Here is a 23478-nt window from a genome sequence, read left to right on the forward strand (position 1 = left end):
TCGAGCGGGAGGCGGTGGAGTCTGCCCTTGTTCGCTTTCTCTTCCAGTGTCAACTTGTTGTCGATGGTGAACTGAATCTTTCGTTCGATGTATGCCAGGCGAGCGAAGCGTTCCGGCGCGATCTCTCGCATCATCGCCCATAGGTCGGCGGTGTTGAAGATACAGCCAAAGCATGAGCACCGGGAGAAACCAAGCATGTAGGCCGGATGCGGCAAGAGATTGAACCGTTCGAAGATCTCCCACACCTCGCGCTCCGTCCAGTCGATTACCGCTCTCCATTGGTCGACGCGACGGCGCAGGCTGTTGGACTTATGCGGCAACGCCTCCTCGTACTTCGCTCGTGCTGACGACTCCTCCCGACGCTCACCGGTCACAACAAGGATGTTCAAGCCTGACTTGGTGAAATCAGGGTGATTGTTCAGCGCGCGGGTGGCGACGTCTATCTTCAACGACGAACTGCACCACCGTGTTTGGAGACTGGCGGCCAACGCGGGCCAACGTCTGCGTGTCGCGACTTTCGCCCCCTGCCCAGCGGGTAGAGTTACCACTTCGCTGTTGAGTTCGAAGCAGACCGGCGCGGAAACTGCGTCCTTCTTCATGAGCTCTGTCAGGAAGCCGCCCTTCCGCCACTGGAACTCTAAGCGGAGTCCGAACTTCTGAGCGAACAGTTCGAGGTACCGTCTCGTGCAGGGCCAGTCCATAAACTGCCTGTCCCGTCCGTCAACCTCTTGGTGCCAGAGCAGGATATTCTCGGGTTGGATACCTTGTTCGAGGAGATGAAGCACGCAAGCTACACTGTCCTTCCCGCCAGATATTTGGACGATGATGACGTGATACTCATCCAAGGGCAAGAGTTTGTGCTTTGGCTTTACCTGTTTGAGTGCATTGACAAGCCGTTCCAAAGCTTCTTGTCTGCCTAGCGTCTCGGCGAACAGGTCGAGTTGTACTGCGTTCATCATCTTCCCCTCCTCTCTCAAACAGCGGGGTCAACAGGCATCGCTGCCATCAACCACGGTCGGTCTTGTTCGTCTTCCACCCACTGCGCTTGGATCGTCTCGATCTCCTCGTCATCGATCAGCACGAGCGGATCGAGTCCGTCCTGCTCCCGGATGTCGTTGACTTCCTCCTGCACTTCCATGAGACGTTGGAACAGGTGCTTGCGCGTCGGGATTGTGATGCACCCCTGCCCTGGTTTCAGGAGCTTCTGGTTCCGCATGAAGCCACTTCGGTTCTGCGGGTTCTTCTTGCCGTCCCACGCCTCTTTGAGCTCTTTACGAAACTCTGTCAGCGGGTGCAGCCATTCGTGGATGAGTGCCATGTTCTCGGTGCTTTTGTCACGCTGTAGCGGCGGGCAGACCCAGCAACCGAAGCGGGCTCCGCATGCGTTCCGCGCCTTCGTAGCTCCTGCGGGGTTGATCAGGCCGCACTCACCTGTTGCCTCGCGGTAGAGGCGCCGTATCTCGATGCTGGAGCCCCACGGGAGCGGGGCCTGTAGGAACTCCCAGATCTCCTCGGTCGTAACCGTTCGGATCGGGGTATAGAACTTGATGCCTTTTTGATACGGCGACTCCCCGAAGCGGCTGGCCTTCTCATCCTCGTACTTTGCGATCGTGCGAGCACGGCGGCTCGACTCATCATCACGGGAACCAAGAAGCAACAGTGCTGGCTTGAGTTCTTGCAGGAAGTTGTTCTGTGGTTCGATCTTGAGCTGGTGCGTACAGGTACGATCCCTGCCGTTACCTGGTAGCGGATACCCTTTTCCCAAGTGGACCACCCAAAACGACCTCTTGAGTTCACGACTCACGATTCGCGATGTAATCGGGATGGCGTTTTCTTTCGCCCACTCGTTCACCAAGCGGGATTGGTTGTGCGCATAAAATTCCATCTCGGGGTTTTCGATCTTGGTGTCGGAGGTGACCACGTACACCTCGCGCCACCGCCCGTCGACGGGAATCTCTTGGATGGCCCGGCAGACCAGCGATAGGACGGTGGTGCTGTCTTTGCCGAAGCTACACGCTACGGCCCACGGGCCGGGTGTCGTTCGGTCGAGGTACAATTCCTTGATCTCGTCCACGGCTGCCCGAACCTTCTCGACCAGCGTCAACGGCTTCGCATCTTCGAACAGGCTCAGTTGCACATTCTCTCCTCCTCTCATACTGCGAACAGATCAAGTGCCGTCTGCGCCGCCCGTTCGCGTCCTTCTTTCTCCTGCCTATCGATCTCGTCCAGATACGGACGGAACTCCTCGAACGCGCAAGCCTTGTATCCCCACCCATTTATCCACTTCCGAAAGTGACGAACGTGCGGGTGTTGCGGATTTCCTTTGCCATCGACGCCGTTCTTGCCGTTCAGATCCCGGAACTGCATCGCGTAGACCTCGCACCCCAACTCACGGAGTGTGCGGAAGCGGTGCATGTCCTCCTCCAGCGTCGTGTCGAACCCGATCAGCATGTAGAACGTCAGGTGGTGAGGCGGGATGCCGTGAGCTTTCAGTCGGGCGATCTGCTCCGGGACGGTCTTGCTCATGTCGTATTCGACACGCTGACCGGTCGCGGGGTCGATCTTCCGTTTGATCATCTGATCCCACGAGAAGTGGAGCATCCGGCTGGTCTTGGCGAAGTTGTAATACTTGACCGATGCCAGCGCCTCGGCGTGGCGGTCTGTGACGAGTGTGATGTCGTTCGCCTGGTTCCAGTTCACCGTCAGGCCGCGCTCCCGGATCTCCTCTACGTCTTCGAAGAATCCGATGTCCGCGAGGCTGTTGTTGTTCAGCAGCACAAGGTGGTTACTTCGCGGGTTCACCAGCTCGCCGACAGTGGCGACTCGGTACTCCCGAAGACCTTCCTTACGCGGGACCACACAGAACGAGCAACCGACGTGGCAGCCGCGAATCGTGAAGCCAATCCCGTAATCGATGTCGTACAGATCGTAAGTCCATTGATGCCCGATATTTTCCATTTCGGGGGGGAGTTTACTTCTCCAATCTGCGCCCGTCCCGCCGACCACTACCTCGTCTGCTCGGCTCTGGAAGTAGGGCATCTGCCGTTCCAGCGCCTGCCGTGACCAAGAGAAGATCGTCGAGATGTAGAGTTTGTCCACCCGCTCACCTTTCCACGGATACACGATCTCGTCGCCGCGCTCCATGTGGTATCCGAAGATTTTTCCGCAAGCGAGGTTCGGGAACTTCTCGTGCTTGCCGTGGCCCATCTTCTCTTTTTTCGTGTCGATGTCGAGGATGCCGATACGCATCGTCTTCCCCCTCCCTAAACCAACAGGCCAAGCTGCTCGGTTTGTGGTTTGTCTTGCTCTTTGTGCTCCTCTTGCCAGTTGAAAAGCAGGAGTTCTTCGGCGTAATCGTTGTTACCGCCCGGCCTATGTTTGAAGCTGTCGAACGTCTCTCTGCGCCAACAGGGATACAGCTCGTGCAACAGCGGGTCGTCGTAGTACGAGACGATTGCTTTGCCTTTGATCTGCTGGAGCAGCGCGGCGAGATCTCGGTGATCATCTTCGGTGAAGTTCCCCGCGTACCACTTTTCCTTGCCGATGTAAGGAGGGTCGATATAGAACAGCGCGTCCTCGTGGTCGTACCGCTGGATGATCTCGCGGAAGTCCTTGCGCTCGATCTGAACGCCTGTCATCCGTAGGCTGAAATCTTCGATTCGGCGGACGGCCGTTTGATAGCCGACCGCCGGGTTTTGACCAGGCATCGTACTGTGACGCCACCCGGTGTTTGAGACCTCTCGCCGATTACCCTTGGCAATCCCGCAGCGGTTCATGTAAAAATAGCGGACAGCGCGGGCGAAGCGTTCGACAGGGAGCGGTTGGGTCTTCCACGTCTCGTAGAGGTGACGACTGTAAGGAATCGGGGCACAAGCCCGCGCAAGCCGTTCAGGTTCCTCGATGGCAGTCATGATGAAGTTCACCACAACTCCATCAATGTCGTTGTACACTTCGAGTGATACGCGGGGCTTCGCGGCAATGACATGGGCTGCGCCACCGAACGGCTCGATGTACGACTTGTGCACCGGCATTCGGCTGATGATGTGCTCAGCGACCTTGCCTTTGCCGCCGAACCAGATCAGCGGTGACTTTGCCATGCTCTCCCCCTCCCTCCACCGAAATCGGCGGTCGTTTATCGGCGGTAGTAGATTATCCAGTCTCCCTTACCGTCTGGTTTTGTGGAACGGACCAGCGTTCTGTAGCCTTGATTTTTCAGGGTTTCAGCGTGAAACCATGCTTGCTGTTTGGTGCGGATCGGAAGGGTCGTGAACCAACCCATTGTGTCTTTGATCGGCGCCTCACTTGTTTGTTTCACGGCCCCCACCCCTTTCGCGTGACCAATACTAGTAGCTGTCTGCATCCGGGTCACTCCACAGCTCGACCGCGATGTTCATCTTCCCGTTGACTCGTAGGAAAACCAGTGCGGCCAGTACAGCAACCAAGGAAGCCATACCGCAGTAGTCAATAGCGTTCAGGTTCATGCACCTTGCCCTCCCTGCGCCCGCTTTTTACTCCCGAAGCTCAGTTTCAACACCAACTGCTCGGGCGGCTTTGATTGCTTAGGTGGTTGTTTATATCGCGGGCAACCGATAACCCGGATGTGATCTTTTTGTTTGCAATCGTGAATACACGACTTGCACTTTGAGTTGATCATGCGGACTTCTCCCTCCGCTTGGAGTTATTTCGCTTGGAGTCGGCAATCTTGCTGATCTGGTACGGATCGACCTCTAGGCCTCGAAACAACTTGCGAAAGTCGGCCTCGACGAACTCTGACAGGTTGTCATTTCCCGTGTGGTGCCGAAGCACGATCTTGCGGTACTCAGGGGTCCATTTGCGCAGGTAGGTCAGATCCTCTACGGCGTTTCGGAGCAGATACCAGTTGCTCATGCCGTTTCCTCACTGGGGATCACGCCGACGTGCTGCAAGATCATGACCAGGTCTATGGCGGTGAGCTCTGAGATCCGTTGCTTACCCGTGACCTCTTTGATAACCAAGGTCATGTAGTCAGGCTTCCACTTCTTCGCGTGATGAGTTCGCAAGAGCAGGGCCACAAACCCGGCTTCCTCCGTCCCGTTGAAGTAGCAGAGGCATTTATGCAGATCCTCGTAGGACAGCTTGTCCCCGACTTCGATCTTGCGTCCTAGCGCAACAGATGCGAATTGCTTTTGGATGATCGGATGTGTCAGGCCATTGGCGCGAAACTCCGCTTGGAGGTTCATGAACAGTTCTGTGCGTGGGTCGTGCTTGGATTGTCTCAACACGTCGACGCTTCCCCCTTCCTCACTTCTTGACTACAAACTTGATGCCGATCGGTTCGTTCAGTTCCTTGATGCCCTCAAGGACGATGGTGCTGTGCTTGTAGCACCACTCCATGTGATTGGCATCTCGACACTCGATGATGAGGGTATCACCTTCGAAACCTTGCACGTTTGCAGTGAGGAACCATACGGTGTAGACCCCTCGCGACAGCTTCGGTTCGATCTGTGCAAGAATCATCAACCAAATTCCATCCGCATCACGTGTTGTAGGAGGATAGTTCTTTGGGTCTTTTTTGAAAGACTTTTTATATACTTTGGTAATGGTCGGGACAATTTGTCTCCTTCTTATCGGGACTTTTTGTCCCTTTAGCGGGGACAAGTTGTCCTTTTCAGTCTGGACATTCTGTCTTTGGCGCTTGGACATTTTGTCCATGCCCTCGGGACATTGACTGAGCTTGTCCAAAACCATGTAATCAATCGTGTACCAGTTCGTATTGTCACCCTTGCGCTTGTTGTAGTTGCCTATCAAGATGACTCCTAAGTTGCTCAGCTTGGTTACCGCCCGTTTGATCGTTTTTGCAACCCACAAACCTCGGAGTTCTTCAACCCACTCGTCAGCCGTGTTGTAAACCCACTTGCGCCCGTCGTGTATGTTTTGACTGATACGTAACCGATAGTGGAGTTGCTGGACGAAGACAGCCTCGGGGACTCCACCAAGGATTTTCACCAGCGTTGGTTGGATGATCAGCGGTTCCTCGTCGAACAGGAGTTTACTCGTTGTCGTCTTCATTCTGCGATACACCCCCTTCCGCGATCAGGCCGCGCCTGACTGCTTCCTCAAAACCAAGTGCGATGCACAGGTTCATCAGACGGTACTTGTCACCCGGTGGGAGATCGTCGTACCGTTTGCGGTTCTCTGGGGTCAGCTTCATGTTGGTATGGATCAACTTCGTCTTCGGTTTGACAAGGGATTGTAACTCTTCTGACAATTCCCCGTTCGGCATTCCGTTCGGCATTCCGTTCGGCATTCCGTTCGGCATTCCGTTCGGCATTCCGTTCGGCATTCCGTTCGGCATTCCGTTCGGCATTTCTTCTGGAATGCTTTTCGGAATGTCGTTCGACATGTCGGTTGGGATGTCGGTGTGGTTTGCCTGCGCCTGCCGCTCTTTTAGGCGTTGAAACGTATTGCGCCGGTCACTCATGGCCGATTCACTTCGCGCAACAGGTACTCGTCAGCGAGGTCTTGGTAGGCCTTAACCGCCTTATGGCTCTTGTACTTCACCAGCGCGATGTGACCACGGCGTACCGCGTTCGGGAAGATCCGGGATCGCGGGATCTTCGTGACGAAGATCGGTATCCCAAGGTCGTCGAACGCATCAGTAGCCTCCTGCACGATCTGGCGACATTCAGGCGATGACGCCGTGTACATCGTGACCAGGACACCCGCGATCTTCACCTCGCGCCCCAAGACTTCGTTCTGTGACCAGAGCGTGTCGATGAAGCCCGCTACCCCATCGCTGGCGTGTTGTTCTGCCTGCAGGGGTATGATTACCTCGTCGGCGGCGTAGAGACCATTCAGGGGCAACGTCTCAAGCGTTCCGGGCGGCATGTCGATGATGATGTAGTCATAGTGTGTTCTGACACTGTCGGTCAGTTGAGCGGCCAGCATCTCGTACCTGCCGGAGTGATCCAGAGGAATGGATGCGAGGTCTTGTGTCGCCCCGATCAGATCGAACCCCCACTTGGTGACGGCAGCGGAGAACGTTCCTTTGAAGAGGTCGTAAGTAGAGCTCCCTGTCGGGTCGATCCCACATTCGTTCGTGGCATTCCCTTGCGGGTCAAGATCGATCAGCAACACGCGCTTGCCGCGATTTGCGAGTCCCGTCGAAAAATTCACAGCCGTCGTCGTCTTGCCGACGCCACCCTTCTCGACCATGACGGCGATGGTTTTAGCTAAAGACATGTCGTTCACCCTTTCATATTGGAGCTCGTGCCCACAGTCACCGGCAGGCCGCCGGGTCGAGTGACCCAAACGCCACCTTTGATCTGACCGAAGGCAAAAGGTTTAACACTTGCTTGTTGCATGGGCTTGTCCTCCTAAGAGGAGCGGCCGGGCATCCGTTCCGGGTATAGTTCAGAACAGGTCTTGCAGATCGGTTCGAGCAGAGCGTCTAGCTTGTCCGTCTCTTCACGGCAGAGGGGCCGGGCGCAGATACGGACGCTGTACTGCAATACGAGCTCTACACGACGTTCACGCCGCCACTCGTAGCCTTCGGCGGTGCCGTCTGCCCACTTGTGACAGGTGAGGCACAGCAGACAGATGTTCCACGGGATATCCCCGCGCCCAAGCTGTCCGGCTCCTTCGAGATGTGCCATCTGTCCACCAAGTTTAAGGCAGTAGATTGCACACCGTTCGCACAAGCCCTCAGAGCGCTCCTGAACGTGTTTGCGATTGTTCGGGGTGATCTTGGTGCGGTCTCGCCGTTTCTGCGATCCTCGACCGTGCGAGGGCTTTGCTACTTCCGGCATGACTCTTCCACCTTTCGACAATTCGTGATAAGATACAAATACAGCAATTGTCGAAGGTGGTTTGTTTGATAGCTGCCAACTTCACATCCGAAGGTCTGACGTTCCCGCGTCAGGCCTTCTTCTTTTTTGCGGCTTTACGTCTGCCCGGCTTGGCCGCGGGTGAATCAAGTACCTCGATACGAATTTCGTAGCTGTAACTCATGGATCGTCACCCCTTTTCCTTGGCGGCGAATCGCGCTAAGTTCTACCAGGCGCTCGCCGATCTCTTCAAACTGGAAAGTGACAACGCAGTTTTGTTGGCACCACGACTCTTTCGACTCACGCCCCACAGGTTTGAAGCGTGTACACCCCACGCAGAACTGTTGTTGAACGCGGTCGATCTCGTTCAACACGCGGCGACGTTCGGCGAGAAGGGAGTTCATGAGCGCTTAGGCGACTCGCGTATCCGAACGATCATACCGACGCGTAGCGGCACCTTGTGACGGTTGTGGTTGAAGTAGTACCCTCCGAATTCGTCAGAGAACTCAACCGAACCAACAAACCATTCGCCTTCGGTTTCTTCAGTGGTTCCCATGATCTCAAGGCGGCTACCGCTAGTCAGCACACGATCTAGAATTTCGAAACGACCAGCAGCGTTCTTGTAAAGCGTTCCTTCTTTGGGTGTAGCCGCGAAATAGTCGAGGAGACGGCGAGCGTCGTCGATCAGTTCCTGCGCCTGTTCAATTGCTTTATACTCATCATTCGAGAGTTCACAATCAGTAACCGGGACAAGCTTCTTGTTCACGGCGTGCAGGACATCTGCTTGGGTCGAAATAACTGCTTTCCAATTAATCATCGGTGACACAACCTTTCGTTCGGAGATCCGGCGTGGTGCCGGTTACTTTGGAGGGAAACGTCTTTACGGGCTCTTTCTCATGCCCTGCGCCATTTCGTGTTACTTTTGAAGATCAGATACGTCGATCCCCAACTTCCCGCACAGGCGGTTTATCAATTCATCGGAAGGATTCGCCTTACCCGTCTCGATCTGGCTGATCATTGCTGGAGTGCAAATGCCTTCTGCGAGTTCGTGCTGTTTCAAGCATTTGCTCAAACGAGCTGAGCGGAGGAGGCTACCGTTGATTTGCATATGGTTCACCACTCTTTCCGGGCTTGTCCATCACGGGAGGCTTACGCTCCCGCTGCTGCTTCCATTTTCGATTTGAGGATCGAAGCAATTGCGGCGTGAATCGCCTCGTCACGCTTCTGGTACTCCTCAGGTGTCATGATCGGTGCGAAGATGCGGACCTTCGTTTCTCCCAGCATCATGACTTGCACAGGTTCTTCGGTGAACTGCATTTGCTTTTTTCCCAAGTTAACATCACCTCGTGGAAGGTTATGCGGGGACGGTGCGGGGACAACCATTGAAATTCACCTCCAAACGATATTCAAAAAACTAGTAAAGTCTGATAGACTTGTACTAACGCATTTGAATCTGATCGCTAAAAGCGATATAACAATCAAAAAAAAGAGTTTGAACATCTGACCTCAACGCCGCGGCGATCTTGACTTTAACAGGGTCGGAAGGGGACTTCATTCCTTTTTCAATCTCCGAGAAATGTGACTGCGAGATTTCACATTGTTTCGCAATCTCATTCTGGGTGTATCCAAGTTCTTGACGTCGCCTTTTGATCGGAGTGCGCTTGTCTTGATTCATTTTAACACCCCCTCATCGCCAAAAGCGATTTATAGTCTTAGTATACCTGATAACCACCATATGTCAATCGCTAATTGCGATATTTTATCACTATCGGCTATTAATTATCGCTGATTATCGCCTTTCATGTTATCCTGTACTAAGGAGTTGGTGTTTGTGAGTAGTGTGGTAAACTTTGGGCCTACCATAAAAAAAATTCGCAATTCATTAGGTGAGACCCAGAGGCAATTTGCAGATCGTTTCGGCAAAGTACAAAGCATCGTCGCAGATTGGGAGAGTGGTAAGAAGCGTCCAAAGCACGAAGATGTATTGAAGATTGCGGAATTGGGTAATATTGATGTAAGTGAGCTTTATGGATCGGAATTGGAGCAGGAGACCTCTGTTCCTGATCACTTTGGAGAACAGGAAAAAGCAAGTTTATCTACCCTTAAGCGTATACGTAATCAAATCGCAAAAGGTATAGTAACCGACATCCCAAAAGAGCGCATCCCTTTTGTTGTCGACGCATTAGATAAAGAAATTAGAGCAATTGAAGATAGTACGGACGAAGAAAAATAACCCCTCCTAGTCTAGGAGGGGTTATTTTTATAGGTAGGCCGGCTACAACGGGCTTGCAAAGCGTCTACGTAAGCCTCTATGTGAGTCATACGGACTGACCATCCCCTTCGGAAGCGGAAGCCAGCGACAACGCCCGCGAGAGCGCATCGCGGTGCTTGGGGATAAGCTGGGTATCATCAAGCAAGTCCTGTTGCGTAAAAGTTTGCTTTTCTTTATGCATAAGGAAAAACCTCCATCTTCGTTGGATCACTTAATAATGATCATAAACGAAGATGGAGGTTTTTTCATTACTCATTCACACCATTGAAACAGGCTTTGATTTATCTCATAGACTATTATCCACGATTCGCTACAATTGCGATCTTTCCATACGGGTCGATCGGAACATCAAAGACGACTTTCTTTAAAGAATACGGTTCAATCGGTGCATCGAAAGCAAGTTGTGTTTTCCCCAATAGTAAAGCACCTACAACGAACAAACAAAATATTGCAGCCCCAATTTTTTTCACGATGGCTCACCCCCTAGTACAACTATACAATTAAAATTCAGCTGTGGATATCGCTTTTTCGTAATACTCTAACGCGACATCAAATCGCCTGTAACTCCTTGCCGCTCTCGCAACGTATGTGGAAATTGTGGACTTGTAAGTCTTAGCAACATTCAAAGATTCGTACTGAGTTGCGATAGTGACCAAAGTGTCAACATCTTCCGGGACATTTAAGTTGCAGTAAGTTACGAAAAACTCGAGTAGCAGGATTTCCTTCGAACTTCCATAGGATTTAGCTAGTGAGTGTCCTTGTAAAAATCTTGAGAGAGCCTTATCAAGGTCGCCTTGTGTCAGGAAAATTTCTCCTAGAGTTTCATAGCCATAAATCTGAGTGAGGTTATCATTCACTTCTTGAGCGTACTCCATTGCTTGATTCAGTTGTTCAATTGCCTCATTGATCATATTCTTGTTTCGGTAAGCACGCGAAAGTAGCTGATATGCCCTCGACAACCTTGATTTATTGTAGGTTTTCTCGATTGACAACTGTATATGGCGAATTGCTAAGTTCCAATCTTTCAATTTATTGTATGCACTCCCAAGTAATAGATAGTTCATACTATGTTTTTCGTCAGATTCATAAGTCTTGTCCTGTTCGTCATCGTTTATAAACTGAATTACCGTAAAGCATTCACCTTGCTCTAAATGAGCGTTAGCTATATTACTCCGACACATATGCACCATTTCATAGTCCTTAGCAGCCGTTGCGATCTCCAGCGCCCGAGACGACCAGTCGATAGATTCTGGATGATTTCCGTTTAAAAATTCGTACTTCCCTCTCAGTAACAAAGCACGAACTCGAATTCGAGGAGCACCGTTCTTTTTGATCAACTTTCCCTTGTCATCAACATAAAACAGTTGCGTTAGGAGCTTGTCCAGCATTTGAAGTACTTGCTCGTCCTTTTTGCCCCTCTTGTACGCCACCTCGATCTTCTCAATCAGGCCATTAACCGCCTCATCAGTTTCCGTGATCGACTCAGGAGTAACATTATGAAACTCTGCGATGCCGGATATTTTGTCTTCCTCAATCTTGTTCGCCTCTGGGTCGTTGGAGTTCCGGGCCAATTCGATTCTGTTCATGGTCGCCTTGCTAAATCCATAGCCACGTAACAATTTCCACGCGTGATCAGTACTCAAGCCACGTTCATTTCGCAACGCCAGAGTATTCCGACCGACTTTTTGATTGAAAGTCTCATCCACTATGCTCACCACACCTAATTTATTCAGTATTGTTATTTTACAGAATAATGTCGAACCATACAATCCATTCGAGGATGATAATGAAAAAACCGCCTAGAATGGCGGTTTACTGAACGGATATAATCATAGCGTTATTTCATTCCCTTCCTTGTCCGTGCCGATCGGGTCGTGCAAGGAGACGTCCTTGCGCGTCTTTTTCAGGGAGCGTAAATGCATAAGGATTTCGTTTTCGATACAACGAGCGGCATAAGTCGCCAGCTTGGTACCTTTGCCTGTTGAAAAGCTTTCAATGGCTTTGATCAGTCCGATGGTGCCAATCGAGATCAAATCCTCGCTGTCTTCGCCGGTGTTTTCAAACTTTTTGACGATATGAGCGACGAGGCGCAAGTTGTGTTCCACCAACTTGTTGCGCGCGTGTTCATCGCCCTCCGCCATCAAACGGAGGTTTTTGCTCTCTTCCTCCTCTGACAGAGGTTGCGGGAACGCGTTGTTCTTGATGTAAGAGACGAACAGAGTGATCTCCTTGAGCAACAACACGACCGCAGTTAGGAATCCGGGCATCCGTCGTTCACCTCCCACTTTTGTGTTTCATTGTATGTGGGAGTGCTTGTTTTCCTAGCCTGTACGGGAAAAAAACCTGTTCCCGCCAGATGGCAAGAACAGGTTTCTTTTCGGATAACTACGGGAGCGGAGTGACCACGACGTTGCCGATGGTGACAGCTTCCGTTAGTTTCGCTGTGGAGCTTTGACGCAGGCGCAGGCTTGCCGAACCGGTCGTGGTCGGGTTGATCTGCACGTTGACTTCCTTCACGGCTTGACCGTTTGCATCAGCGGTCATCGAGAAGTTCGAGCTGTAGCCATACGCAGTCGGCCAGGTGCCATCTGCATTTTGCACTTTCGCAACTTGGGTGCCGCTGCCGTTGTAGATGCCGAGGTTGAACAGCGTCTGGGTCGAACCTGCCGCCCAACCGTTCGCTACGATGCGGACCTTGAAGGCGTACTGATTCGGCAAGGTCGCTTGGTGTACAAACGCATACGGGCCGGTCGGGTTCGGGTTGACGACGGTGCCATATCCATAGGAACCCGCTTTGAAGGTGGTTGCATCATACCATTTGTACCCTGCTGCCGGCGCGGCCCACGGTTCTGCTTGCGGTTCGGTGGTGTTCGCCGGTTGTTCCCAAGAGTACAGCGTGGTCGGGGAATCCAAGGTCAGACCTGCCACTTGGTTCAGCGCGGTGTAGGACTCCTTGGTCGCCAGCCACTTCACGGTGTTCACGAGGAAGGTGCTGTCGTTGACTTCTTTGAAACCATCATATGTGGTTTTGGTTGCGCCGTTCTCTTCGCGCACGTACTTCGGAGTCGCATCCTCAACCGGGGAGGAGTCACCGATGAACGCTGCTTTGCCGCCGCCCAGTTTCGCGACTGCTGCGAACGGACCCTCTGCTACGCCGCCGCCGTTGTAGACGCCTTGGTCAACCGCGCTCGCCCACTTGGCTGTGGTCGACGGGAGGTAGACGATCCCTTTGGCTTTGGTCGGGTCGAGGACTGCGAGGGTCGAACCTGCATGCATCGCCACGGAGGAGACGCCTGCGGTGATGCCGAACGCTTGCGACGAAGCTACGACGTTGCTCGCGTTGACGTCGCCGATCGCGTTGTAGCGGAAACGGACGCCGAAGTTCGTGCCGAGCCAGTCGGAGGAAGCCACGTCGGACATCGCCGCAGAGCTTGCTTCTTCTGTATTCATGCCCTGCGCCGGATTGGTCCAAGCGCCACGGCGGTACCCGTTGAAGACTTCAGACGCGTCCCAACGGTTTTTGTTGCGGTCTGCGTTGTAGTGGTCCGCGATAAAGAAGATCGAGCCGCCACCCTTCACATAGTCGACCATCGCTTGTTGCTCGCTCGTCTTGTACGGGATGTTCGCTTCCCCGATGACGAGTACATCATATCCAGAGAGGTCGGTCAACGTGATCGGGGTGGTTTTGCGCAGTTCCTTCACATAGAAACCGTTGTTCGCAAGTGCATTCCCGAAATCGGAGAACCCGCCGTCGATGACCCAGTCTGCCGCACCTGCTGTCTGTCCGTGCGTGTTGTCAAACAGGACTTTCTTGCCGTTTGCAGCTACTGCATTGATATACGGTGCCGGATCGGACGGACCTTCCGCGTGCACTGCGAGCGTCGGCAGGGCCAGCGGGAGGGCAAAGGTGACAGCCAGAGCTGTCGTAAGGAATTTACCTTTCAGGTTCATGTTGAGGATGACCTCCATCATTTTGAGTGTTTGAACTAGTTTCATTGTACACGATAATTATTAAGAAGGAAATCTATTTTTGTAAATTTTCTCTTTAGCCAGTTATTACTAAATTGGTTCAATAACCGAACTAAAAAACGACCTGCCCCGTTACTTGTGGCAGGTCGTTTTCGATTTCGTTGATCGCTTACAGATCGTCTGTTGGTTGGAGGGTATCGACCGTAACCGTCACAGTATCCGGGTATTTGAGGCCGGTTCCGGTGTTGAGCAGGACGACGTGGTCCGCTGGCTTGATCCACCCTTGTTCCTTGAGTAGAAGCGCTGCGGCATAGGTCGCGGCACCCTCGGGGCAAACGAACGTCCCTTCGAGCTGGGCGAGGCGATGTTGGGCCCGCAACGTCGCTTCGTCGTCGACGGCGATTGCACATCCGTTGGTGTTGTAGACGGCTTCGAGGACGAGGAAGTCACCGAGCGCCTTGGGCACCGTGATGCCAAATGCGATCGTCTGCGCGTTTTCCCAGAACACCGACTCCTGCTTGCCTTCCTCCCACGCCTGAACAATCGGAGCACAGCCGGTCGCTTGGACAGCGACGAGGCGCGGCAGTTTCTCCCCGATCCAACCGATCGCTTGGAGTTCGAGCAGTGCCTTGTAGATGCCGATCAGACCGACACCGCCCCCCGTCGGGTAGAGGATGACGTCTGGAACTTCCCAGTTGAACTGCTCGGCAAGTTCGTAGCCCATCGTCTTTTTCCCTTCGATGCGGTAGGGTTCCTTCAGCGTGGACGCGTCATACCAGCCGTACTTGCTGACTGCGCGGCCGACGATCTTGCCCGCGTCGGAGATCAAGCCGTTGACGAGGTAGAAGTCCGCTCCGGTGATCGCGCATTCGTTGCGGGTGATCGTCGGAGCACTGACTGGCATGATGATGTAGGACTTGATGCCCGCGCGGGCCGCATAGGTCGCCCACGCTCCACCTGCGTTGCCGTTGGTCGGCATCGCGAGCGTCGTCACGCCGAGTTCCTTGGCCCGAGAGATGCCGACCGCAGCACCACGCGCTTTGAAGGAGCCGGTCGGGATCACGCCTTCGTCCTTGAGGTAGAGGTTTTCAAAACCGTCTGCAGCACCCAGTTTCGGCAAGCGCAACAGCGGGGTCATGCCTTCACCGAGCGAGACGATGTTCTCGTCCTCACGCACCGGGAGCAGTTCCCGGTAGCGCCAGAGCGTCGGTTCGCGGTGCGCGAGGTCTTCCTTGCGCATCGTGGATGCAGCAGACTGCAGATCATAGCGAACAAGCAGCGGTGCGCCACAGGTACACAGCTGTTGGAGGGTATCAGCATCATAGGTGGTGTTGCATTTCGGGCATTCGAGGTGGCTCAGAAAGCTTTTGGTCATACGGAGGACCCCTTTCAAGTGTCTACCGTAATCTTACCTCCTCTGAAACTAACGAGCAAGTATTCCGGGTGGTATTCTCAGTTTGCAAGTTTATGACCTTACGACTCGGGCAGTGCATGGACGATCTGCTTGGCGATCTGCTCCGTCGAACGACCTTGCGTGACCGACTCGGCTACGACGACCACGACGTACTTGGGCTTGTCGGCAGGGGCAAACCCAGCAAACCATTGGTGGTTGGCGTTCGGATCTCCCGTCTGCGCGGTGCCGGTTTTGCCCGCGACGGGCACTTTGGCATCAGCGAGCGCGGCGTGGGCGGTGCCTTGGTCCATCGTCACGACATCGCGCATCCATTTTTGCAATTCGGATGCGGTCGTTTTTTCCAACACTTGTTGCTTCTCGGAGGTCGAGTAGTCCGAATACAGCAACCCGTCTGGCGTGTTCAACGACTTCACCAAGCGCGGATGTCCGGCGAGGCCGTTGTTGGCGATCACCGCGACCATGTGCGCAGCTTGCAAGGGAGTGACCCGCACATCCTCCTGTCCGATCCCGGTGTTGGCGAGCAAGCGATCGGAGGTGTAGTCCTTGGCAAAAATACTCCCGGCATCCTCGCCGTAGAACTGCGACTGGTTGTTGTGCAGGAGCCCAACGGTCTGGCCAAGTTCGAATTTTTTGGCATACTCCTCGATTTTGTCCCGCCCTAGTTTCATCGAGAGTTGGGCGAATGTCACGTTGCACGACGAAGCAAACGCTTCCTCTGCCGTCAGTGCCCCGTGCTTGGTCCAGCAATTCAAGCGTCCGTCGCCGATGTCGATGTAGCCCGGACACTCAAACGTGTCAGTCGGCTTGACAGCGCCCGTCTCCAAGGCTGCCGCTGCGATCACCGACTTGAAGATCGAGCCTGGAAACACCGCCTGCAACGCCAAGTTCTCCGGGTATTGATCCGCAGACTTGATCGGTGAGTTCTGGTCAAAGTTCGGACGCGATGCCATCGCCAACACATCCTCCGACTGCGCATCAAGCACGACGACTGCGCCTTTTTGCACACCGAATGCGTCCATCGCCTGCTCGACGGTGTGTTGGACGTCCGTATCCAGCGTGGTCTTCACGTTCAGCGCGTGGTTCGGTTCGCTCGACTCGCGGATGCCTAAGCCGTTGATCGGGCGTTTGTAGGCATCGGTGTAATAGGCGATCGTGCTGCTCAGCCCCAAGCCGCGCAACTCGTCTTGGTATTGGAACTCCAGCCCGAGCTTGCCCACTTTTTCATCGAGCGGGTACTTCCCGCCCCACGTGTTGGCGACCAAGTTCGGGTCTTCGCCGAGGAAGCCGATCACTTGGCGGGCCACCGATTGGTCGTCATAGCGCACTTTGACCTGCTTGGCATAGATGCCAGTCAGTTCGAGTTGTTCCACCTGTTTTTCTTCGGCGGTGGTGAGATTGACGGTGCGGATCTGCCCGTTCATGTCCGGCAGGCGCAACAGAAACGGCTCGTCCTGCTCCGCCAACGCCTTCAATAATGTCGCCGTCGAGGTATGCAACAGCACGGCGAGGTCGTTGATTTTTTTGCGGTCAAGACTTTGTTGCCAGACGGGGAGCACGACGATGCCGTGCAGTTCACTTCCGGTCATCGACACCCCATTGCGGTCGAGGATATCTCCACGCCCGGAGTCGAGTTCGAATTTCTCCCGTCGCTGTTCAACGGCACTGGCGACGAGGTCATGCCCTTGCATGTTGTGCGGGGCAGCCACTTGGATGTAAAAAATCCGCCCGAGCATCCCGACGATCCCCAGCGAACAGAGGGTCAGGACGATGGCGGTGCGGCGTTGGATGCGGTTCTTGGCGCTTTCTTCGATCATGTGGGCCACACCCCCTTTTCCCTCCAGTGTGGTACAAAAAAGCCGCTTTCTATTCAGAAAGCGACTCTCTTTTTTAGGATGATGGTGGCGTTAGATCATCGACGTGACGATCTCGTTGACTTTGGCCACGAGGACGTCGATCGCCACTTGGTTTTTGCCGCCTTCTGGAATGATCAGGTCGGCGTACTTCTTGGTCGGTTCGATGAACTGCATATGCATCGGGCGCACGACACCCATGTATTGTTCCACGACCGATTCAATCGAACGGCCGCGTTCCTTGATGTCGCGCAGGACGCGGCGGATGATCCGCACATCGGCATCCGTATCGACGAAGATCTTGATATCCATCAGATTGCGCAGGCGCTCGTCTTCTAGCACGAGGATGCCTTCGAGGATGATGACTTGCTTCGGTTCGAGGCGATCCGTGATGGTGGCGCGGGTGTGCTCGGCGAAGTTGTAGATCGGCTTTTCAATCGCTTGTCCGTCCAGCAGTTGGTTCAAGTGGACGAGCAGCAAGTCGTTGTCAAATGCGTTCGGGTGGTCATAGTTGGTCAACACGCGCTGCGCCATCGTCAGTTGCGATTGATCCTTGTAGTAATTGTCTTGTTCGATCAGCAGGATGTTCTCAGGCGAAATGTTCCGCGTGATCTCCCGTGCGACCGACGTCTTCCCCGAACCTGTCCCGCCAGCAATCCCGATCAGAACCGGTCTCTTCATGTATGTCTTCCCCCTCTTAACTTCCAGCCCTCACACTCACCGCGAGCCCGTCCCCCACCGGGAGGATCGAAGTCTCAAAGTCCGGATGCTGTGTGAGCAACACGTTGTATTCACGCAAGCGGTTGATCATCGTGCGCAATTTGTGCTTGACGTCCGGGTCACCGCTAACCAGCCCTTGGAACAGCACGTTGTCGGACAGCAGGATGCCACCCGGCAACAGATGCGGGTGCAACAGCTCCAAGAAGCGTGGATACTGTCCCTTCGCCGCATCGAGAAAAATCAAATCATACTCGCCAAGTAGAGGGATGATCTCCAGCGCATCGCCTTCCAACAACTCCACCCGCTGTGCAAGCCCGGCGCGTGCGAAGTTCTGCCGCGCCTCCTGCGCCCGCTCGGGGTCGCGTTCGATCGTCGTGAGTTGTGCTTGGGTCGCTCGTGCCATCACGATGGCGGAGTACCCGATCGCCGACCCGACTTCGAGGATGCGCTTGGGCTTGGCGATGGCGAGGAACACACGCAGGAATCCCATCGTCTCCACGTCGAGAATCGGTATGTACAACTCCTCCGCTCGGCGCTCCAGCTCCTGCAACAACTCGTCCCGTTCGGGCACGAGACTGCGCAAGTATTCCACCACTTGCGTATCGATCATTTGGCTCAAACTCCTTCAACAATCACAAACAGTCTAATGGTATCATAAAAATTGTTCTATTTCCATGCTGATTTTTGTTTGCAAAAGACCCATGCTGCCAAAGCAATGGGTCTTTTGCGTTGTCATCGCTTCGGGACTTGTGTGTCACCGTCAGGGCTGCACGGCGGTCCCATCACCGGCGCTTGAAAACCGTGGCGGAGTTTTTCCAACTCATGCTCGCCGATCAGGTAGTCGAGCACGATGTCTTCGGGCGTGAGATCTACAGGTTGTTGCGGTTGTTCAGGGGTCATCACGATCCCTCCTCTACGCCTAGTGTCTCACGCGGAGGTTGGATTATTGGCTTTTCGCGATGTTTTTCTCATGCTCCTCGAAGGTATGTGCGAAATAATGCCCGCCGGTCCCGTCGTTTTTCGTGACGTAGAAATAGAAGTCATGTGCCGCCGGGTACAGGGCAGCCTGAATCGAATTGCGACCCGGTGCGGCGATCGGCCCCGGTGGTAAGCCTTCGTGCAGGTAGGTATTATAAGGGCTCTCAATCTCCAAGTCTTTGAACAACAACGTCTCTTTTTGCTTGCCCAAAATGTATTGAACGGTTGCGTCGATCTGGAGTTTCATCGGCGGTTCTGCCTTCAAGCGGTTCTGGATGACGCCCGAGATGATCGAGCGCTCCTGATCCACGCGGGCCTCGCGTTCCACCAATGACGCGATCGTCAAGGCGCTGTGCAGGCTGAGACCTTGCTTTTTCAACTGCTCTTGCCACTCCGCAGACATCGTCGCCTGCGTTTGCCTGAGCATCGTCTCGACGACTTGATGCGGGGTGGCGTCTTGGTAAACCTCGTAGGTCTCCGGGAACAGGTAGCCTTCCAATCGGTGCTTGATCCCGGTGTTCGCGGGAATCTCCTTCACAAACGCGTTGTCAAAAGCGCCCTTGTCCACTTCGTTCAGGAACGCTTGCTTGTCCTTCACGACGTTCTGCTTGACCAGCGCATCGCCAATTTGTTCGACCGTCAAGCCTTCCGGTATCGTAAACTTCACCGTGTTGAACTTGGCATCGCCTTCGACCAAGACGCGGGCGATCTCCTCGGTCGACATCCCTTGCTTCAAATAATACTTCCCGATCTTCAAGTTCGCGCTCGTCCCTTGGTACGACAAGTACCATTTGAACAAGGTCGGGTTTTTGATCATGTTCAACTCGGCGAGACGCTGTCCAACCGTCGCGGCGGTCGCGCCTTCCTCGATGTTGATCTCCACCGCCTGACCGCTGGTGTTGGGCGGTTGAAGTTGGTTTTGGACATAATAAAGCCCCCCGCCGAGCAAGAGAATGCTCAACGCAAAAAGAAGCCACCACTTTTGCCCACGGAGTTTGGCATCTGCCAAGTGGGACTGCTTGCTAGTCATGGGAAAAAGATGCACCTCCAAAGTCATTCTCCATTATTATACGGGATTCGACACAGTCGGAAAAGCCCACGTGCAAGACGTGGGCTTTTTTCCCGTTATTCGGACTGCTGGTTGACGTTCGCTTGCAAGGCTTCCAGTTGTTCCGCCATCGCTTGTCCGACCTGAGCCGCTTGCTCGGTGCTCAGGTTGTCGCCATCGCCCAGCCCCAATTGTTGCAACGCGGACTGGCGCACCTCCTCGATGTGGAGGTCAACGGCATTCGGATGGTACACCTCTGGAAGATGCAGGTCTTTGTTGGGTGTCATCGCGCCCACCTCCTCCTAACAGAATGCCCAAGAAAAACAGGCATCCCCCGTGGGAATGCCTGTCAGCTCTGTCGGTTTACAGGTCAGCGTCGTTGCCGCCTTGTTCTTCGAAGAGGAGCGTGTCGTATGCTTCTGCGACTTTCTCCCACTCTTCATCGTCTTCGATGCCAACGAGCGCATCGTTGCCGTCTGCATCCTTCTCCAGACGCAAGATGATCGCTTCTTCCTCTGCGCCTTCGAGCGGTTGCAAGATCGTGTAGGTCTTCGCTTCGAGTTCGAGAATTTCGAGAACCTCGAATTCATGCTCCTGGCCACTGTCGTCGGTCAGGGTGATCACTTGGTTGGTTTCCACTTCGCTCATGCTGGCACCTGCTTTCGCTAGTTTTTTTGGGCGTCTAAGTAATTTTGCAGGATGATCGCCGCCGCCATCTTGTCGATGACTTGCTTGCGTTTTTTGCGACTGACATCTGCTGATACAAGCATACGCTCAGCGGCCATCGTCGATAACCGCTCGTCCCAGAGAGTTACGGGCAAACCGAATTGCTCCTTCAACGTCTCTGCGAACTGTTGGCTCAGCTCTCCGCGCGGACCGATCGTGTTGTTCATGTTCTTGGGAAAGCCCAACACGATCCTGTCCACAGCGTATTCACGAATCAACTCGCCGATGCGTGCAAGGTCTTGCGCCAAACTCTTGCGGTGAATCGTCTCCACGCCTTGGGCTGTCCAGCCCATCAGGTCGGAAACGGCAATCCCCATACGCACATCGCCGTAGTCGATGCCTAACACTCGAGTTTCATTCATGGTTGATCCCTCAGATAGAAGCGCACCAGCTCATGGAGAAGTTCCTCGCGTTCGAGGCCCTTGAGCAGGTTCCGCGCATGGTTGTGGTTGGTAATGTAGGCCAGGTCGCCAGTCATCAAATAGCCCGAGAGCTGCGAGACCGGGTTGTACCCCTTCTGCCGCATCGCGTCCACGGCGATCAAAAGCGCCCGTCGCGCTTGATTGTCCTCGTGTCGCGAGCCCCAGTGAATCGTGCGATCATTAGCCATTCGTGCACCTCACGTGGCAAGTTTTACCGTTTTACCAATCAGGGCAATTATACGTCAACGCTTCATATAGTGCAACACCAGATGCTGCAGGATCACTTTGCCGATCGCGATGACCGGGATGCACACGATCAGTCCGATCATTCCAAACATCTCACCGCCCAGCAACAGGGCAAAAATGATCAGCATCGGATGCAGCTTGAGGCTTCTCCCGATGAGCAACGGCGAGATGACGTTGCCTTCGAGTTGCTGGATAACCAAGTTGACGATCAACACTTTCAGCGCCATCACCGGTGACACGGTAAACGCCAGCAGGATCGCAGGAGCCGCCCCGATAAAGGGGCCGACATACGGGATGATGTTGGTGATCGCCACGATCAGGGCCAGCAGCACGCCATACGGCATCTGGACGATCAGGTAGCCGACATACGCCAGCCCGCCGACGAGAAACGCCACCAAGAGCTGCCCGCGAATGTAGTTACCGAGCGCCTCGTCGATGCTGCGGATCAGCCGCACGATCTCCGAACGGTTGCTTTTTGGAAAAAAAGCGATCACCGCACGCTCGATCCCTTTGACGTCCTTGAGCATGTAAAAGACCAAAAACGGGATCACGAACGCCCCGGCCATCCCTTCGACCGCCACGCCCACTTGGGCGAGAATGTGTGTGATCGAGGCTGTCGTCCTGCCTTCCAGCGCGGTCAGGTTGGAATCGACCGCATTGCGCACCGCCAGCGGCAGGTAGCGTTTGTTCTGGTGAAAGTCGTTCATCCACTTTTCCACCTGCTCGATCAAGGCGGGCAACTTGTCGCTGAGGTCGCGCAATTGGTCGATGAACAGCGGGATCATGTTGATCAGCAACACCGCGGAGAACAGGAAAAACACGACGTAGATGATCACGATGCTCATGCCACGCGGCACGCCGCGCCGGTGCAGTTGATGGACGAGCGGGTTGAGCAAGTAGGCGATGATGACAGCGATCAAAAACGGCGTCAGCACGCTGCTCATGATCGAGCCGAGGCCGTGCAAGACCTCGCGCATCTCCCACAGCAACCAGACACAGGCGAGGATCACCAGCGTGACCAACGCGAGGTAGAGCGTACGTCCGCGCTTGAGATCATACATGCCATCAGAGCCTCCCTTCCTTCGTGGCGTTAGTGTGCCCAGAAATAGAAAAAAGCCCCGCATCTGCGAGGCTTTTCCCCTACCACAACTGGATGGCGATATCGGTCAGCGTAAAAACAAACGCCACCGATGCGACATAAGAATTGACGGTGAAAAAGGCGAGATCGATCTTGCTCATGTCCTTCGGTGAGATGATCCGGTGTTCAATCCAGAGCAACACCGCCACACCTGCCACCCCGATCCAGTAGAAGATCCCGAGGTCAACATACAGCGGCACCAGTGCGAACAACACGATCGTGGCGATGTGCATGAACCGCGAGATCAAGAGCCCACCGCGAATCCCGAAGCGCGCCGGGATCGAATGGATGTTGTTGGCGCGGTCGAACTCGACATCCTGACACGCGTAGATGATGTCAAACGCTGCGATCCAGATCGCGACCGCACCTCCGAGCAACAACGCCGGCGTGTCAAAACGCCCGGTGATCGCAATCCATCCGCCGAGCGGAGCCAGCGCGTCGGCGATGCCGAGCACGAGGTGACAAGCCCACGTGAAACGCTTGCAATACGGATACAGCACGAGGAAGAACACCGCGATCGGCATCAGTTGCAAGCACAGCGGGTTGAGCATCCAGGCGGAGACCCCGAGCAAGGCGAACGCCAGCAGGATAAACACCCACGCCTCGGCTTTTTGGATCGCGCCCCGTGGAATCTCGCGGTTGGCGGTGCGCGGGTTATTGGCATCGATCGCCGCGTCGATCACACGGTTCAGACCCATCGCCGCACTGCGCGCACCGACCATCGCCAGCGTCACCCAGATCACGTTGCCCCAACCGGGCCAAGCGTGGTTGGTGTAGTACGAAGCCATGACCATGCCGATATAAGCGTAGGGCAAGGCGAAGATCGTATGTTCAAACATGATCAATTTCATGAACAGACGAATTTTGGACATAAAAAAACCCCCAAATGA

The 23478-nt window shown here is 54.4% G+C and carries 34 protein-coding genes and 1 pseudogene; 1 reads left to right on the top strand and 34 read right to left on the bottom strand.

Annotated features, from left to right (window positions below; translation table 11 throughout):
• From C7459_RS21210 to C7459_RS21285, 17 genes are all read right to left on the bottom strand, one after another.
• On the bottom strand, nt 1–956 hold a 956-nt coding region (locus C7459_RS21210), incomplete at its 3' end, for a phosphoadenosine phosphosulfate reductase domain-containing protein (protein ID WP_109691274.1).
• Between the two features lie 17 nt (nt 957–973).
• Nucleotides 974–2137, bottom strand: a complete 1164-nt coding sequence (locus tag C7459_RS21215; protein ID WP_170119598.1) for a phosphoadenosine phosphosulfate reductase domain-containing protein — start codon at nt 2135–2137, stop codon at nt 974–976.
• Nucleotides 2138–2151: 14 nt separating this feature from the next.
• Nucleotides 2152–3249 carry a radical SAM protein gene (locus tag C7459_RS21220; protein ID WP_109691276.1) on the bottom strand — a complete coding sequence of 366 codons (1098 nt, stop codon included), beginning with the start codon at nt 3247–3249 and terminating at the stop codon, nt 2152–2154.
• A 14-nt stretch (nt 3250–3263) separates the two neighbouring features.
• Nucleotides 3264–4097, bottom strand: coding sequence for a DNA adenine methylase (locus tag C7459_RS21225; RefSeq protein WP_109691277.1), 834 nt, complete (start codon nt 4095–4097; stop codon nt 3264–3266).
• 35 nt (nt 4098–4132) lie between these two features.
• Nucleotides 4133–4315 carry a hypothetical protein gene (locus tag C7459_RS21230; protein WP_146201066.1) on the bottom strand — a complete coding sequence of 61 codons (183 nt, stop codon included), beginning with the start codon at nt 4313–4315 and terminating at the stop codon, nt 4133–4135.
• Nucleotides 4316–4343: 28 nt separating this feature from the next.
• Nucleotides 4344–4481 carry a hypothetical protein gene (locus C7459_RS23550; RefSeq protein ID WP_170119599.1) on the bottom strand — a complete coding sequence of 46 codons (138 nt, stop codon included), beginning with the start codon at nt 4479–4481 and terminating at the stop codon, nt 4344–4346.
• A 169-nt stretch (nt 4482–4650) separates the two neighbouring features.
• Nucleotides 4651–4887, bottom strand: a complete 237-nt coding sequence (locus C7459_RS21235; RefSeq protein WP_109691279.1) for a hypothetical protein — start codon at nt 4885–4887, stop codon at nt 4651–4653.
• Nucleotides 4884–5261 (bottom strand): hypothetical protein, encoded by a 378-nt coding sequence (locus C7459_RS21240; protein ID WP_109691280.1) that lies wholly within the window; start codon nt 5259–5261, stop codon nt 4884–4886. The genes C7459_RS21235 and C7459_RS21240 overlap by 4 nt, the downstream gene beginning before the upstream one ends.
• Before the next feature lie 19 nt (nt 5262–5280).
• A complete protein-coding gene (locus tag C7459_RS21245; protein ID WP_109691281.1) occupies nt 5281–6048 on the bottom strand; it encodes a hypothetical protein in 768 nt (255 codons plus the stop codon).
• Nucleotides 6029–6460 (bottom strand): hypothetical protein, encoded by a 432-nt coding sequence (locus C7459_RS21250; RefSeq protein ID WP_109691282.1) that lies wholly within the window; start codon nt 6458–6460, stop codon nt 6029–6031. The genes C7459_RS21245 and C7459_RS21250 overlap by 20 nt, the downstream gene beginning before the upstream one ends.
• Nucleotides 6457–7221, bottom strand: a complete 765-nt coding sequence (locus C7459_RS21255; protein ID WP_109691283.1) for a ParA family protein — start codon at nt 7219–7221, stop codon at nt 6457–6459. The genes C7459_RS21250 and C7459_RS21255 overlap by 4 nt, the downstream gene beginning before the upstream one ends.
• Before the next feature lie 134 nt (nt 7222–7355).
• Nucleotides 7356–7787 carry a hypothetical protein gene (locus C7459_RS21260; RefSeq protein WP_109691284.1) on the bottom strand — a complete coding sequence of 144 codons (432 nt, stop codon included), beginning with the start codon at nt 7785–7787 and terminating at the stop codon, nt 7356–7358.
• A 164-nt stretch (nt 7788–7951) separates the two neighbouring features.
• Nucleotides 7952–8209, bottom strand: coding sequence for a zinc-finger domain-containing protein (locus C7459_RS21265; protein ID WP_109691285.1), 258 nt, complete (start codon nt 8207–8209; stop codon nt 7952–7954).
• Nucleotides 8206–8622, bottom strand: coding sequence for a DUF5348 domain-containing protein (locus C7459_RS21270; protein WP_109691286.1), 417 nt, complete (start codon nt 8620–8622; stop codon nt 8206–8208). The genes C7459_RS21265 and C7459_RS21270 overlap by 4 nt, the downstream gene beginning before the upstream one ends.
• A gap of 99 nt (nt 8623–8721) precedes the next feature.
• On the bottom strand, nt 8722–8913 hold the full coding sequence (locus C7459_RS24210) for a helix-turn-helix domain-containing protein (protein ID WP_109691287.1): 192 nt from the start codon (nt 8911–8913) through the stop codon (nt 8722–8724).
• A 41-nt stretch (nt 8914–8954) separates the two neighbouring features.
• Nucleotides 8955–9137: a hypothetical protein gene (locus C7459_RS21280; RefSeq protein WP_109691288.1), complete on the bottom strand. Its 183-nt coding sequence runs from the start codon at nt 9135–9137 to the stop codon at nt 8955–8957.
• Between the two features lie 106 nt (nt 9138–9243).
• Nucleotides 9244–9480, bottom strand: a complete 237-nt coding sequence (locus C7459_RS21285; RefSeq protein WP_109691289.1) for a helix-turn-helix domain-containing protein — start codon at nt 9478–9480, stop codon at nt 9244–9246.
• 156 nt (nt 9481–9636) lie between these two features.
• Here C7459_RS21285 and C7459_RS21290 point away from each other — a divergent pair, with 156 nt between their 5' ends.
• Complete coding sequence (locus C7459_RS21290; protein ID WP_170119600.1) at nt 9637–10038, top strand: helix-turn-helix domain-containing protein; 402 nt, start codon at nt 9637–9639, stop codon at nt 10036–10038.
• 85 nt (nt 10039–10123) lie between these two features.
• On the opposite strand, the gene C7459_RS24055 is transcribed toward C7459_RS21290, so the two are convergent.
• From C7459_RS24055 to C7459_RS21360, 17 genes and pseudogenes are all read right to left on the bottom strand, one after another.
• Nucleotides 10124–10258, bottom strand: coding sequence for a hypothetical protein (locus C7459_RS24055; RefSeq protein ID WP_281272797.1), 135 nt, complete (start codon nt 10256–10258; stop codon nt 10124–10126).
• Nucleotides 10259–10373: 115 nt separating this feature from the next.
• The gene (locus tag C7459_RS23555; RefSeq protein WP_170119601.1) at nt 10374–10547 is read right to left on the bottom strand and encodes a hypothetical protein; all 174 of its coding nucleotides are present in this window, start codon (nt 10545–10547) and stop codon (nt 10374–10376) included.
• 30 nt (nt 10548–10577) lie between these two features.
• Nucleotides 10578–11783 carry a tetratricopeptide repeat protein gene (locus C7459_RS21295; RefSeq protein WP_109691291.1) on the bottom strand — a complete coding sequence of 402 codons (1206 nt, stop codon included), beginning with the start codon at nt 11781–11783 and terminating at the stop codon, nt 10578–10580.
• A gap of 126 nt (nt 11784–11909) precedes the next feature.
• A pseudogene (gene sigK, locus C7459_RS21300) lies at nt 11910–12344 on the bottom strand (RNA polymerase sporulation sigma factor SigK); the annotation flags it as partial.
• A 118-nt stretch (nt 12345–12462) separates the two neighbouring features.
• Nucleotides 12463–14028, bottom strand: a complete 1566-nt coding sequence (locus C7459_RS21305) for a DNA-binding protein (protein ID WP_109691292.1) — start codon at nt 14026–14028, stop codon at nt 12463–12465.
• A gap of 187 nt (nt 14029–14215) precedes the next feature.
• Nucleotides 14216–15421 (bottom strand): threonine synthase, encoded by a 1206-nt coding sequence (locus C7459_RS21310; RefSeq protein WP_109691293.1) that lies wholly within the window; start codon nt 15419–15421, stop codon nt 14216–14218.
• Between the two features lie 98 nt (nt 15422–15519).
• Nucleotides 15520–17274, bottom strand: coding sequence for a peptidoglycan D,D-transpeptidase FtsI family protein (locus C7459_RS21315; RefSeq protein WP_109691294.1), 1755 nt, complete (start codon nt 17272–17274; stop codon nt 15520–15522).
• Between the two features lie 90 nt (nt 17275–17364).
• Nucleotides 17365–17991: a uridine kinase gene (udk, locus tag C7459_RS21320; protein WP_109691295.1), complete on the bottom strand. Its 627-nt coding sequence runs from the start codon at nt 17989–17991 to the stop codon at nt 17365–17367.
• A gap of 16 nt (nt 17992–18007) precedes the next feature.
• Nucleotides 18008–18640, bottom strand: coding sequence for an O-methyltransferase (locus C7459_RS21325; protein ID WP_109691296.1), 633 nt, complete (start codon nt 18638–18640; stop codon nt 18008–18010).
• Nucleotides 18641–18762: 122 nt separating this feature from the next.
• A complete protein-coding gene (locus tag C7459_RS23560; RefSeq protein ID WP_170119602.1) occupies nt 18763–18930 on the bottom strand; it encodes a hypothetical protein in 168 nt (55 codons plus the stop codon).
• Nucleotides 18931–18973: 43 nt separating this feature from the next.
• Nucleotides 18974–20038 carry an endolytic transglycosylase MltG gene (mltG, locus tag C7459_RS21330; protein ID WP_170119603.1) on the bottom strand — a complete coding sequence of 355 codons (1065 nt, stop codon included), beginning with the start codon at nt 20036–20038 and terminating at the stop codon, nt 18974–18976.
• Between the two features lie 95 nt (nt 20039–20133).
• Nucleotides 20134–20343 (bottom strand): hypothetical protein, encoded by a 210-nt coding sequence (locus C7459_RS21335; protein ID WP_109691298.1) that lies wholly within the window; start codon nt 20341–20343, stop codon nt 20134–20136.
• A gap of 76 nt (nt 20344–20419) precedes the next feature.
• The gene (locus C7459_RS21340; RefSeq protein WP_109691299.1) at nt 20420–20704 is read right to left on the bottom strand and encodes a DUF1292 domain-containing protein; all 285 of its coding nucleotides are present in this window, start codon (nt 20702–20704) and stop codon (nt 20420–20422) included.
• 17 nt (nt 20705–20721) lie between these two features.
• Nucleotides 20722–21144, bottom strand: a complete 423-nt coding sequence (gene ruvX / locus C7459_RS21345; RefSeq protein ID WP_109691300.1) for a Holliday junction resolvase RuvX — start codon at nt 21142–21144, stop codon at nt 20722–20724.
• Nucleotides 21141–21392: an IreB family regulatory phosphoprotein gene (locus C7459_RS21350; RefSeq protein WP_109691301.1), complete on the bottom strand. Its 252-nt coding sequence runs from the start codon at nt 21390–21392 to the stop codon at nt 21141–21143. Before C7459_RS21350 ends, ruvX begins: the two co-directional genes overlap by 4 nt.
• Before the next feature lie 54 nt (nt 21393–21446).
• Entirely contained in the window at nt 21447–22511 is a 1065-nt protein-coding gene (locus C7459_RS21355) for an AI-2E family transporter (protein WP_109691302.1), read from the bottom strand.
• Between the two features lie 79 nt (nt 22512–22590).
• Nucleotides 22591–23460 carry a UbiA-like polyprenyltransferase gene (locus C7459_RS21360; RefSeq protein ID WP_109691303.1) on the bottom strand — a complete coding sequence of 290 codons (870 nt, stop codon included), beginning with the start codon at nt 23458–23460 and terminating at the stop codon, nt 22591–22593.
• Nucleotides 23461–23478: the final 18 nt, after the last annotated feature.

This window comes from Tumebacillus permanentifrigoris, assembly GCF_003148565.1.
Classification (GTDB): domain Bacteria; phylum Bacillota; class Bacilli; order Tumebacillales; family Tumebacillaceae; genus Tumebacillus; species Tumebacillus permanentifrigoris.